General features: G+C 40.7%; 13 protein-coding genes and 1 tRNA gene. 2 read left to right on the forward strand and 12 right to left on the reverse strand.

Annotated elements, in window-relative coordinates; all coding sequences use genetic code 11:
* Nucleotides 1-23 precede the first annotated feature (23 nt).
* On the reverse strand, nucleotides 24-308 hold the full coding sequence (gene rpsF / locus ACRRU2_RS09115; protein ID WP_331697592.1) for a 30S ribosomal protein S6: 285 nt from the start codon (nucleotides 306-308) through the stop codon (nucleotides 24-26).
* A gap of 219 nt (nucleotides 309-527) precedes the next feature.
* Here rpsF and ACRRU2_RS09120 point away from each other — a divergent pair, with 219 nt between their 5' ends.
* Complete coding sequence (locus tag ACRRU2_RS09120; protein WP_331697593.1) at nucleotides 528-707, forward strand: YjzC family protein; 180 nt, start codon at nucleotides 528-530, stop codon at nucleotides 705-707.
* Between the two features lie 337 nt (nucleotides 708-1,044).
* Here the strand turns inward: ACRRU2_RS09120 and ACRRU2_RS09125 are convergent.
* The 3 genes from ACRRU2_RS09125 to ACRRU2_RS09135 form a co-directional block, all read right to left on the reverse strand.
* Nucleotides 1,045-1,135: transfer RNA gene (locus ACRRU2_RS09125), tRNA-Ser, on the reverse strand.
* A 62-nt stretch (nucleotides 1,136-1,197) separates the two neighbouring features.
* Nucleotides 1,198-1,398 carry a DUF951 domain-containing protein gene (locus ACRRU2_RS09130; protein WP_331697561.1) on the reverse strand — a complete coding sequence of 67 codons (201 nt, stop codon included), beginning with the start codon at nucleotides 1,396-1,398 and terminating at the stop codon, nucleotides 1,198-1,200.
* Between the two features lie 24 nt (nucleotides 1,399-1,422).
* Nucleotides 1,423-1,662 carry a DUF3343 domain-containing protein gene (locus tag ACRRU2_RS09135; RefSeq protein WP_331697562.1) on the reverse strand — a complete coding sequence of 80 codons (240 nt, stop codon included), beginning with the start codon at nucleotides 1,660-1,662 and terminating at the stop codon, nucleotides 1,423-1,425.
* A gap of 105 nt (nucleotides 1,663-1,767) precedes the next feature.
* On the opposite strand from ACRRU2_RS09135, the gene yyaC reads away from it, so the two are divergent.
* Nucleotides 1,768-2,367 carry a spore protease YyaC gene (gene yyaC / locus ACRRU2_RS09140; RefSeq protein WP_331697563.1) on the forward strand — a complete coding sequence of 200 codons (600 nt, stop codon included), beginning with the start codon at nucleotides 1,768-1,770 and terminating at the stop codon, nucleotides 2,365-2,367.
* Nucleotides 2,368-2,687: 320 nt separating this feature from the next.
* Here yyaC and ACRRU2_RS09145 read toward each other — a convergent pair whose 3' ends face one another.
* From ACRRU2_RS09145 to mnmE, 8 genes are all read right to left on the reverse strand, one after another.
* Nucleotides 2,688-3,182 carry a DUF4446 family protein gene (locus tag ACRRU2_RS09145; RefSeq protein WP_331697564.1) on the reverse strand — a complete coding sequence of 165 codons (495 nt, stop codon included), beginning with the start codon at nucleotides 3,180-3,182 and terminating at the stop codon, nucleotides 2,688-2,690.
* 15 nt (nucleotides 3,183-3,197) lie between these two features.
* Nucleotides 3,198-4,370, reverse strand: coding sequence for an aminotransferase class V-fold PLP-dependent enzyme (locus ACRRU2_RS09150; RefSeq protein WP_432500922.1), 1,173 nt, complete (start codon nucleotides 4,368-4,370; stop codon nucleotides 3,198-3,200).
* Nucleotides 4,371-4,603: 233 nt separating this feature from the next.
* Nucleotides 4,604-5,458: a ParB/RepB/Spo0J family partition protein gene (locus ACRRU2_RS09155; protein WP_331697565.1), complete on the reverse strand. Its 855-nt coding sequence runs from the start codon at nucleotides 5,456-5,458 to the stop codon at nucleotides 4,604-4,606.
* A complete protein-coding gene (locus ACRRU2_RS09160; protein ID WP_331697566.1) occupies nucleotides 5,439-6,212 on the reverse strand; it encodes a ParA family protein in 774 nt (257 codons plus the stop codon). Before ACRRU2_RS09160 ends, ACRRU2_RS09155 begins: the two co-directional genes overlap by 20 nt.
* Nucleotides 6,213-6,326: 114 nt before the next feature.
* Nucleotides 6,327-7,145 carry a nucleoid occlusion protein gene (gene noc, locus ACRRU2_RS09165; protein WP_331697567.1) on the reverse strand — a complete coding sequence of 273 codons (819 nt, stop codon included), beginning with the start codon at nucleotides 7,143-7,145 and terminating at the stop codon, nucleotides 6,327-6,329.
* Nucleotides 7,146-7,529: 384 nt separating this feature from the next.
* Complete coding sequence (gene rsmG / locus ACRRU2_RS09170) at nucleotides 7,530-8,252, reverse strand: 16S rRNA (guanine(527)-N(7))-methyltransferase RsmG (protein ID WP_432500925.1); 723 nt, start codon at nucleotides 8,250-8,252, stop codon at nucleotides 7,530-7,532.
* The gene (gene mnmG, locus ACRRU2_RS09175) at nucleotides 8,249-10,141 is read right to left on the reverse strand and encodes a tRNA uridine-5-carboxymethylaminomethyl(34) synthesis enzyme MnmG (protein ID WP_331697569.1); all 1,893 of its coding nucleotides are present in this window, start codon (nucleotides 10,139-10,141) and stop codon (nucleotides 8,249-8,251) included. Before mnmG ends, rsmG begins: the two co-directional genes overlap by 4 nt.
* Nucleotides 10,142-10,151: 10 nt before the next feature.
* Nucleotides 10,152-11,531: a tRNA uridine-5-carboxymethylaminomethyl(34) synthesis GTPase MnmE gene (mnmE, locus tag ACRRU2_RS09180; RefSeq protein ID WP_432500927.1), complete on the reverse strand. Its 1,380-nt coding sequence runs from the start codon at nucleotides 11,529-11,531 to the stop codon at nucleotides 10,152-10,154.
* Nucleotides 11,532-11,635: the final 104 nt, after the last annotated feature.

The raw sequence follows: 11,635 nt of genomic DNA on the forward strand, positions 1-11,635 counted from the left end.
CTTGCGTTGTCAGCAGACTGCAATTAAGCTACGTCTCTAACGATCAACGAACGGATAACGCTATCCGAAATCTTCATGTTACGATCAAGTTCGTTAACAACTTCAGATGTTGCAGTGAAGTTAACTAGAACGAAATAACCATCACGAAGCTTGTTGATCTCATACGCAAGACGGCGTTTTCCGATAACGTCAGTTTTAGTGACCTCTCCGCCATTGGAGATGATGCCATTAAATTTCTCAACAAGAGCTTGAACGTTTTCTTGTTCAACTTCCGGATGAATGATGTACATCACTTCATATTTGCGCATATTTTTCACCTCCTTTTGGACTAAACGGCCCCATTGCTGGAGCAAGGAACGGGCATTTGCCCGCATCACTCTATATTAACAAATAAAATCGTTAGTTTCAAGCAATTATTGATCGGACTGTTCTTGCTAACAATTGCTTGGAATTTCAAAGCCATCATGCAGTTAAACTATAATTGGGTCCGTGTATGCCCAACAGATCATAAGGAAGGAATGAGCGTAATGGGTGAAGTTTCAATGTTTACAGAGGGCAACAAAGCTCCAAAAGCCGGCGTTTATATCGAGGATGGCGAAAATGGCAATCATGACGGTGTGAAAGATCCTCAAATGGTACAGCTTGCAAAAGGCGAGCCATTTCCTAAGAATACGAACCATAATCGAAAATGGAAATATTTGAAATAATTTTTTTGCATACAGTTTGTATACAAATCGATAAAACAGAGCATTATAATTATCGACGGTGCAAGAGAGGTGTGGTTCCGTTGAATCGATTGGTGCAAGACATTAAAGCAGTTTATCTGCTCTAATGGGATGCGGAGATCAATTTGTACTCCTTACTCGGTAAGAAGAAAAAAATTGATGAACTTGCGCATTGGAAATAATGAAGCATGGGCTGAATGATTCCGATTGACGAAAGTAACTCCTCAATAGATACTAAACCATCATAAACACCGTCAAAAAGGGCGTTCAGAGTAGTTAAATACTACAATGAACGCCCTTGCTTATTTTAGTTTAAAAGTGGCGGAGAAGGTGGGATTCGAACCCACGCACGCTTTGACACGCCTAACTGATTTCGAGTCAGCCCCCTTGGACCTCTTGGGTACTTCTCCGTGAGATGGTGCAACAGAAAATATATTACCATACCCATTATGAGGATGCAAGCACTTTCTATTTACTGCTCCTCTTTTGTCCGCAGCACTTTCTTCATGTTCTTTTCAAACTTTGATCGAGGCAAAAGAATACTATGCTGACAGCCTACACATTTTATTCTTATGTCCATGCCCATACGGATAATTTCCATTTCATTCGAGCCGCAAGGATGATATTTTTTCATTTGAACAATATCGCCCAGCTCAAATTGCTTTTTCTCCATATCGTTCCCCTCCATCAAATTGCTTTAATTAGTAATAAGCTCGTAGTTATCGTCTGCGCGTTGAAATATACCTCTAATCTCTACGTTTTCTTCTATTAGTATCGTTTGTACTGCAGTTAGTTGGTCATCTGGAAACTCAATCGACAAGGCACAGCCAGCAGTAATTTGCTTAGGTGTCGGACAAATATCAATTTCGATATCTGCATATTCCAGCAGCATTTCTGCACGCAGCGCCTGCTGGGTGGAGTCGAATGCGATAAGCATCTCTTACCTCCTGTTTTACCAAATTTTATTTACTTCCCCCGTCAGGTATAAACATTCTTATTTTTCCATATACTGATACTATCTTTTCAATAGTGGAGGGATTCTATGAATCTACCTTTTTTAAATGACAGTTCATTCAAGCTGCCTTACACGTCACCTGATATTGTGCGTCTATTAACGAAACGTCTTTCTGAGCATTTTCAGCAAGCTTCCGCCGCACAACCATTAGTAATTGTTTGTATTGGCACTGATCGATCCACAGGAGATTCATTAGGCCCTTTAATCGGATCTGCACTAGCGAAATATAACAGCACTGCGTTCCACCTGTTCGGAACGTTAGAAGAGCCTGTCCATGCCATGAATCTGGCCGAAACGATTGAACATATACAAACAGTCTTTCATAACCCCTTTGTGGTAGGCATTGACGCTTGCCTGGGACAGGTAGCGAGTGTTGGATGCATTCAAGTAGGCTCGGGCCCTGTAAGGCCCGGAGCAGGCGTTAATAAAGAGCTTCCCCCGGTTGGTGATATTCACATTACTGGCATTGTTAACGTAGGCGGCTTTATGGAGTATTTTGTTTTGCAAAATACTCGGCTGCATCTGGTTGTCAAAATGTCAGAAGTGATTAGCAGAAGTCTTTATCAATCCATTCATGCGCGCTCGTATCGCGATGCTTCCGCACATACAGCCGCTACCCAAGGATAAACGGCTTCCTCCTTCCTTTGCTTGAACGCAGGAAGTGCGTTTACCGTCGGAATATAATAACAGGTAATATCATAGGAATACAGGATCTTATAACGGTTGCCATAGAGCCTATTTTTAAAAAAATAAGGTGTTTTAAAATCTAACGGTTGCTATTGCCGCTATTCAATAAAATTATGCTAAAAACATGCCAAAAAGCCGAAATAACCGCTAAAACAACCATTAAAAAATTAAACTGCTTAAAATCAGCTCTTTAGCGGCTATAGCAACCGTTACACACTTTGCATGCCCAAGTAATGATCATGATGGCATTCATCAAGCTTTCACTTGGCTTCCCTGATCGCTTTTAGCTCTTCAGGAGTAAGTGGATAGTTTGATGTGCCTTTTTCCAGAGGCTTCGCATATACATAAGTCGTTTCACGGCTATGAATGCCTGTCAGCACCATGCCATCCTCTGTCTCATTAACAATGGCAATAGAAAAGCTTAAATCATTCCCTCTGTCGCCAAACGCATTATAACGATTAATCCCCACTTTGCTGCTCATTGTTGGCAGTTTAGCTTGAACCTGCTGAAGCTGCTGACCTTGAATTTTGATTTGTTCTTCATTTTGAAAAATATTATTTTTCATATTTATGATTACCTGTTCCAGATCGTCGACACTCGACCCTTCCATAAACGCCCTGTATTGCCTTGTAAGCCTCTTTAGCCTGCCGCTCAGCCTTATTACCCAAATTAACATTAGAAACAAAATTAGAGCCATTACAAGCGCCACAGCCAAAGCTATAGCTGCTATCGGTTCCTCAACCCATTCCATCATTTCTTTTCCTCTTCTCTAAGCCTTGGAATACTGTTTTGTTATTTCATTAACTGCAGCTATAAAATGATCAGCTTCCTTCTCAGTTGAAAATGCGCCGACACTTGCTCTTATCGCGCCAGTAGCATCTGTCTTAGCTATTTCATGCGCTAAAGGCGTACAATGAAAGCCTGATCGGACTGCAATTTGATAATGCTGATCCAATATAAATGACATTTCTGACGGTTCTATATGATTAACTGTAAAAGATACAATTCCTGTTCTAGGCTTTCCAAGGGCCGGGCCTAATACTCTTACATCATTATTGCGCATTAGTCCCTCTATTATCCTTTGCGACAGGCTCCACTCATGCCCCCCAATCGCTTCAACAGATCGTTTGTGAATATACTCTACGCCGGCTTTTAACCCAGCCAGTCCACTTGTGTTTTGCGTGCCTGCCTCATATCGGTCTGGTCTGACTGTCGGCTGATGCGGTGTTTCTGATTGGCTGCCAGTTCCGCCATGCAATAAAGGCTCCAATTCAATATCCGGTGCTATATACAGTCCCCCGGTTCCTTGAGGACCCATCAACCCTTTATGGCCTGGAAAAGCCATCATATCTATTCCCAGCGCTTGCACATCAATAGACAGCAACCCAGCACTTTGCGCAGCATCAACTAACAGCTTTATTTGGTTTTTTTTCGCTATATCGGCTAATTGTTCAAGCGGCAAAATCGTTCCTAGCAGATTAGAACTATGGTTAACAATCAAAAGAACTGTGTTTTTTTGAATCGCTGCCTTCAGCAAAGCTATATTAATATTACCTTCTACATCGGATGGTATATACGTAACCTCAATACCTAATTTTCGCTGCAGCTCATATAAAGGTCTTCTAACAGAATTATGTTCAATCGAAGTTGCAATAACATGATCGCCTGGCTTTAAGAACCCTTTTATGGCCATATTTAATGCCATCGTCGTATTACTTGTAAATGCAATATCATTAGGGTTTTTAATATGAAACAATTTAGCAAGCTGCTTTCTTGTATCAAACAGCACTCTGCTCGCTCGAACGGCCATCGCATGACTGCCTCTTCCCGGATTGGCTCCGTCGTACATCATAGTTTGGGTAACTGCTTCAATTACCTCAGGCGGTTTAGGCCATGAGGTCGCTGCATTATCCAAATAAATAAACGCACTTTCAGTCTGCACTGTTATTCAGCCTCCATCTATCCTAATATGTCTATTAAACAACATCTATCAAAGGGGTGCCACTGCGATCAAGATTGGAATTCCGACCACTGTTGCAGTCCGATTTTTATGAGTTGTACTCGGGACAGTCGTGATTATCGATCCTTCACTCCAAAAAAAACAAGGCCTATCTTAGTTTAATCCTTCAGAATGAAGATTACAACTTAGATATGCCTTGAACAATTGTCTACTTGCTAAGCCATCTGCTGAAGCAATTCCAATAAGCGCTCCAAGTCTTGCTTGCTGTAATATTGTAATTCAATTTTACCTTTATCTTTTTGCTGCTTAATTTTCACAGTTGTTTTAAAACGATCACGCAATGCTTCTTCTACATGCTCAATATACGGGTCTCTGCTTTTCGTTTTTACAGCTACTTCTTTTGTATCGACAGGCTTGCTATCCAGCTTTTGAATCGCATCCTCAAGCTCCCTTACACTCCACTCTTGCGTAATCGCTTGATCCGCTATCTCTAACTGCGTTTTCTCATTTTTAATACCTGCTAACGCGCGGGCATGTCCCATTGATAATGTTCCACGTGAAACATTTTGTTTAATTTCTTCTGGTAAACTAAGCAGCCTGACAAAATTAGCAATATGCGATCTCGATTTTCCTACTTTTAAAGAAAGCTCCTCTTGCGTCAAGTTGAACTTATCAAGCAGTGCTTGATAAGCAATCGCTACTTCAATCGCATTCAAGTCTTCTCTTTGCAAATTTTCGATTAAAGCAATTTCCATTACCTGCTGATCAGAAAACGAGCGAACTACAGCAGGTATTGTTTCATTACCGCAGTATTGCGAAGCTCTGAATCTTCTTTCACCAGCAATTATTTCATAGCCTTTTACGACTGTACGTACAATTATAGGCTGAATCACACCATGCTGTTTAATCGATTCTGCCAATTCTTTAATCGACTCTTCATCAAATGTTTTACGTGGTTGATATGGGTTAGGCCTTAGTTTAGATAATGATATTTCTATAACTTTATCTTCTTCATTAACAGAAAGTGATGGAATTAATGCATCTAACCCTCTACCTAGCCGCTTGTTCATACATAATCACTTCCTTCGCAAGTTCAAGATAGACTTCCGCACCTTTTGACCTTGGATCATATGTGATAATAGCTTGACCATGAGATGGTGCTTCGCTTAAACGTACATTTCTAGGAATAATCGTCTGATAAACCTTTTGTTGAAAATACTTTTTAACTTCTTCTATTACTTGTATGCCAAGATTAGTTCTCGCATCAAGCATAGTTAATAGAACACCTTCGATTTGCAACGTTGTATTCAAATGCTTTTGAACAAGCCTGATTGTATTTAACAATTGGCTTAATCCTTCAAGCGCATAATATTCACATTGAATTGGAATTAATACCGAATCAGCAGCAGTTAAAGAGTTAATCGTTAATATGCCAAGGGAAGGAGGGCAATCTATTAGAATATAATCATAATCTTGTTTCACCAAATGTAATGATTTCTTTAATCTTTGTTCCCTGGAAATAGTATGAACAAGTTCAATTTCTGCACCTGCAAGCTGAATTGTTGCAGGAATAATAGAAAGACCTGGAACATCCGTTTGAACAATAGCATCGCTAGGATGGACTTCATTAATAAGAACATCATAAATACAATTATGAACGTCTGCCTTATTAACTCCTAAGCCGCTCGTTGTATTTCCTTGCGGATCAATATCGACAAGCAGAACTTTTTTCCCCAATGTTGCAAGGCAGGCCGCTAAGTTCACAGAAGTCGTAGTCTTACCGACACCGCCCTTCTGGTTGGAAATTGCAATTATCTTTGACACTTCTAACTCACCTCATGTTTGGAACTTTAGTATAAATGGCTTCGCCGCCCCCTAAGGAGCGGCCCATAATTTTCGTTATCCTTTTATCTTGAACAATATCTGCTTAAGGTAAAGTTAGCGTTTTGGAATTTGAATAACAATTTCATAATGGTCTTCATAGTCCTTCTCATTCGTTTTAATAGGCAGACCAGAACCAGCAACCATATCAATGGATTGGCGAATAGTATTAAGCGCCAAACGAACATCTTTAGTGAAAGAGATACGCTTTGCCTTTTTATTGTTAGTAGATTCCTTCAAAAAAGCTATTCTAACCTCAGTTTGCTTTACATTAAGGTCCTTCGTTATAATTTCCTCTAATACTTTAAGCTGAAGCTCTTCCTCTTCCAACGACAACAACGCTCTCGCATGCCGTTCCGTGATTTTACGCTCCATCAATACCATTTTAACTTGTTCTGGCAGCATTAACAAACGCAGTTTGTTGGCAATTGTTGACTGGCTTTTACCTAGACGCTGCGCCAAGCTTTCTTGTGTTAATTGATGCAGTTCAATAAGCTTTTGGTAAGCAATCGCTTCTTCAATTGCTGTTAAATTTTCCCGTTGCAAATTTTCAATTAGAGCGATCGATGCTGTTTGAGAATCATTAAATTCTCTAATAATGGCTGGAATTGTAGCATATCCCAACTTGCTGACAGCACGCCATCTGCGTTCTCCGGCAATAATCTCATATCGATTATTACGAACCCGGACTACGATGGGCTGAATAACACCATGCGTACGAATAGTTTGGCAAAGCTCTTCTATTCGTTCATCGTCAAATATAGTACGAGGCTGAAAAGGACTAGTATCAATTTCATCAATAGGTATTTGTCGAACTTCCTCTTGTCCACTTTTCTGGTCGGAAAGTCCAAACAAACGAGATAGTTGCTCTTTCATATTTATGATTACCACCCGATCATGTGATAAAAGAATCTTTATATGTAACAAATTCTACTTTATCATTTTGAACTCCTGCTTGACAACGAAATACAATTAGATATAACCGATTTTTCAATGATAATCAGCACGAAATTATCCTCTTATTAAGGAAGATTCCATGTTAGTAGGAAATGTATAATAATATGCATGCTGCATATAACTTTCTGTTTCATATAACTTTCTGTTTCTAGCAAAAACATTTTAATATTTACGGTCGTGGAAATCTATCTAGTTAACTTTTTAGTTATTTCCGTCGAAATATAAGAGTAGCTATAAGATGAAAGTTTTTACTTTCCAAAATGCAGCAGTAAATGTTTCACGTGAAACATTTACTGCCTCCCTTTACATTAACGGCTGCTTTAAAGGCGTGCCTGCTTTTCGAGGATACTTTTTTGGAGTTGCTGCATTTTTCTTAATACATACAAGATGTCTTTCTGATTGTTCCTTGGGCAGCAGCAGCTTATGCTGCGATTGAATGCTTCCCTGCAGCTCCTTTAAGCTTTTGCCCGCTTCAGCAATCTCTTCTATTAATTGAGACCCTTTCATCGCTATAAAGCTGCCGCCTTTTTTTACAAAAGGCAAACAAAATTCGTTAAGCACATTTAGTCTTGCCACTGCTCTAGCTGTAACAAGATCAAATTGATCACGATATTGTTCCATTCTAGCTACATCCTCTGCTCTTCCATGAAGACAAGTAACATCGGACAAATGAAGCTCATTCACTACCGTATTTAAAAATTGAATTCGTTTGTTTAACGAATCTACAATTAATACTTTTAAGTGAGGGAAACAGATTTTAAGAGGAATGCTTGGAAATCCCGCACCCGAGCCAATATCAGCGATGCTCGTTATATTATCCATTGGTGCAAAAAAGGCAACTGTAATGGAATCGTAAAAATGCTTTTCATAAACAGCATCATACTCAGTAATTCCAGTAAGATTCATAACCTCATTCCATTGTACCAAGAGACGATAGTAAGTTTCAAATTGCTCTATTTGGGCTGAAGAGAGAGTCATGCCTCTCTCCTCTAATTGAGCAGTAAACCATTGTATTGTTTGATTCATTGCGCTCCCCTTGCCGCTGTTACACGATTGTAATGCTCCAAATAAACTAGCAAGATAGAAATATCTGCTGGGTTTACCCCACCAATTCGAGATGCCTGTCCAATAGATAACGGTCTAACTTGGCTAAGCTTATGGCGGGCTTCCTTAGCCAAACCTTGAATCTCATGATAGTCAATATCAGCAGGGATGCGTTTTTTCTCCATCTTGTTTAATCTTTCTACTTGCAGCAGCTGTTTATCAATATAACCGGCATATTTAATTTGAATTTCAACCTGTTCCTTCATTTCCTCAGTTAAGGCTTCTGAAGATGGAGTCAATTGATCAATAATGTCATAAGTCACTTCAGGACGTCTTAATAATGACAAGGCATCCGTACCATGCTCCAAAGGCGTTGAATTAATTGTAGCTAATACCGGATTGGCATCATCAACTTTAATTTTGGCCGAGCGCAGCCTCTCTACCTCTGCTTCAACCATCGCCTTTTTATTTAAATACTTTTCAAAACGCTCGTCTGATATTAATCCGATTGAATGGCCTATTTCAGTTAATCTTAAATCTGCATTGTCATGACGCAGAAGCAAGCGATATTCAGCTCTAGATGTGAGCAAACGGTAAGGGTCTTTCGTGCCCTTCGTAACCAGATCATCAATTAAAACCCCAATGTAACCTTGAGATCTTGAAATAACTACTGGCTCTTCCCCTTGTACTTTTCTGGCTGCATTTATTCCCGCCATAATACCTTGAGCTGCAGCTTCCTCATAACCAGACGTTCCGTTAAGTTGTCCAGCTGTGAATAATCCTGGCAGCACCTTTGTTTCCAACGATGGCCATAGCTGTGTGGGGATAATCGAATCATACTCAATGGCATATCCCGCTCTTAAAATCTCAGCTTTTTCCAATCCTGGAACTGATTGTAACATTTTCAATTGAATATCTTCCGGCATGCTTGTGGATAAGCCTTGAACATAATATTCTGACGTGTGCTTTCCTTCCGGCTCCAAGAAGATTTGATGCTTGGACTTATCTGCAAAGCGGACAATTTTATCTTCGATCGAAGGGCAATAGCTTGTGCCTACCCCTTCAATTGCTCCCGTATACATAGGTGCACGGTGCAAATTGTCATTGATAATTTTATGCGTTTGCTCTGAAGTATAGGTCAGCCAGCAAGGCAGCTGCTCATTATCCGAGGATTCTGTCTCATAGGAGAAAAACTTCGGATTTTCGTCCCCAGGTTGAATTTCTGTTTTGGAAAAATCAATCGATTGCTTGCTTATACGCATAGGTGTACCGGTTTTAAAACGTACTAGCTCCAGACCATTTTTTCTTAAGCTTTCAGCAAGCTTAATTGAAGGCTGTTGGTTGTTTGGCCCGCTTTCGTAAGCAAGCTCACCCATAATTATTTTTCCACGCAAATAAGTGCCTGTCGTAATAACCGTTGCTTTAGCATAATATCTCGCTTCAGTTTTTGTTACGACCCCGAGACATTGTCCATCCTCAACAATCAGATCTTCGACCATGCCTTGACGAAGTGTAAGATTAGGCGTGGTTTCAATCGTATGCTTCATCTGCTGCTGATACAGCACCTTGTCTGCTTGCGCGCGCAGCGCGTGCACCGCAGGGCCTTTCCCGGTATTCAGCATCCTCATTTGAATAAAGGTTTTATCAATGTTGCGGCCCATTTCACCGCCAAGCGCATCCACTTCTCTAACAACATGCCCTTTAGCCGGTCCGCCGATTGACGGATTACAAGGCATAAATGCGATCATATCCAGATTAATCGTCAACAATAACGTATTGCATCCCATTCTTGCTGCTGCCAGCGCTGATTCACAGCCAGCGTGGCCGGCACCAACGACAATGACATCATATTGTCCAGCATCATATCCCATAATTTACCTCCTACTTTCCAAGACAAAACTGTGAAAAAATTTGATCAATTAATGAATCGCCAGCCTCGTCCCCTAAAATCTCTCCTAGCGCTTCCCAAGCCATCCGTCCATCAATTTGAATAATATCTATAGGCACGCCCGCCTGTGACGCCTCAATCGCATCCTGGAGCGACTGGCGAGCCTTCTTCAGCAAAGCAATATGCCTTACATTGCTTATATACGTAAGATCATCGCTTTCCAGCTGTCCTTCAAAAAACAGCTCGCTTATTTTGTTTTCAAGCTCCTCAAGGCCCTTCTCCTCCAGCATCGACATCTGAACGATAACGGAGCGGTCCAATATAGCTTCAACTTCTGTCAAATCAAGCTTCTGCTCTAAATCCGTTTTATTGACAATGACGATAACTGAACGTCCCTTCATACCTTCCAGCAGCAATTTATCTTCCGGCTGCAGCTGCTCATTGTAATTGAGCACGTATAAGATCAAATCAGCTTCCTGCAGCACATCACGAGATCGTTCTACCCCTATTTGTTCAACGATATCACTGGTCTCGCGGATGCCGGCTGTATCCAAAAGCCTTAACGGAATGCCGTTAATCGTTACAATTTGCTCAATAACATCACGAGTTGTACCAGGGATATCCGTTACGATCGCTTTGTTTTCTTGTGCCAAAACATTTAGCAAGGAAGACTTGCCAACGTTAGGTCTACCAACAATGGCCGTCATAATCCCTTCACGCAGTATTTTCCCCTCGCTAGCCGTTTTTAGCAGTTTATTTATTTCAGCAATAGCCTTTGTGCATTGCTCCTCTATAAAAGCAGCTGTCAATTCCTCAACATCATGCTCAGGGTAGTCAATATTCACTTCAATATGAGCAAGCAGCTCGATAACCGTCTGGCGCAGCGCTTTGATTTTACGCGACAACACGCCCTCAGCCTGCTTCTTTGCTACAGAAAATGCCCGGTCTGATTTGGAACGAATCAAATCAATAACAGCTTCAGCCTGCATCAAATCAATACGTCCGTTAATAAAGGCACGCTTCGTAAATTCGCCAGGCTCGGCAACTCTGACTGCATTTAGCTGCAATACTGCATCCATTACTTTTTTTACAGCAATAACTCCTCCATGTGTGTTAATTTCAACGACATCCTCGGCTGTAAAGGACTTCGGTCCTCTCATTAAGGTAACTAACACCTCATCCAACGATTCGCCGCTTTCCGGATTAATAATATGCCCATAATGGATCGTATGTGAATCAGCTTCTGATAGCCTTTTTGACGATTTAAAAATACGATCCGTGCTGCTGATGGCATCCGGACCGCTAATTCGAATAATAGCTATTCCACCTTCTCCAACAGCAGTAGATATAGCTGCTATTGTGTCATGCTCCACGGTTTAACCACTCCTTTCTAGATGACTATGCCATCATTAACATACAAAAACATGCAAAAAATATTAAAATTCTTATATATCAAGGATAAACGGCTCCGCCGTCC

It is taken from the genome of Paenibacillus sp. GXUN7292 (assembly GCF_050864975.1).
GTDB lineage: Bacteria > Bacillota > Bacilli > Paenibacillales > Paenibacillaceae > Pristimantibacillus.

What these genes read in the sequence shown, in the direction of transcription:
- rsmG (WP_432500925.1), bottom strand. Translation starts at nt 8,252, where the DNA reads ATGAATCAAACAATACAATGGTTTACTGCTCAATTAGAGGAGAGAGGC.
- ACRRU2_RS09120 (WP_331697593.1), top strand. Translation starts at nt 528, where the DNA reads ATGGGTGAAGTTTCAATGTTTACAGAGGGCAACAAAGCTCCAAAAGCC.
- rpsF (WP_331697592.1), bottom strand. Translation starts at nt 308, where the DNA reads ATGCGCAAATATGAAGTGATGTACATCATTCATCCGGAAGTTGAACAA.
- ACRRU2_RS09155 (WP_331697565.1), bottom strand. Translation starts at nt 5,458, where the DNA reads ATGAACAAGCGGCTAGGTAGAGGGTTAGATGCATTAATTCCATCACTT.
- mnmG (WP_331697569.1), bottom strand. Translation starts at nt 10,141, where the DNA reads ATGGGATATGATGCTGGACAATATGATGTCATTGTCGTTGGTGCCGGC.
- yyaC (WP_331697563.1), top strand. Translation starts at nt 1,768, where the DNA reads ATGAATCTACCTTTTTTAAATGACAGTTCATTCAAGCTGCCTTACACG.
- ACRRU2_RS09135 (WP_331697562.1), bottom strand. Translation starts at nt 1,662, where the DNA reads ATGCTTATCGCATTCGACTCCACCCAGCAGGCGCTGCGTGCAGAAATG.
- ACRRU2_RS09130 (WP_331697561.1), bottom strand. Translation starts at nt 1,398, where the DNA reads ATGGAGAAAAAGCAATTTGAGCTGGGCGATATTGTTCAAATGAAAAAA.
- noc (WP_331697567.1), bottom strand. Translation starts at nt 7,145, where the DNA reads ATGAAAGAGCAACTATCTCGTTTGTTTGGACTTTCCGACCAGAAAAGT.
- ACRRU2_RS09145 (WP_331697564.1), bottom strand. Translation starts at nt 3,182, where the DNA reads ATGATGGAATGGGTTGAGGAACCGATAGCAGCTATAGCTTTGGCTGTG.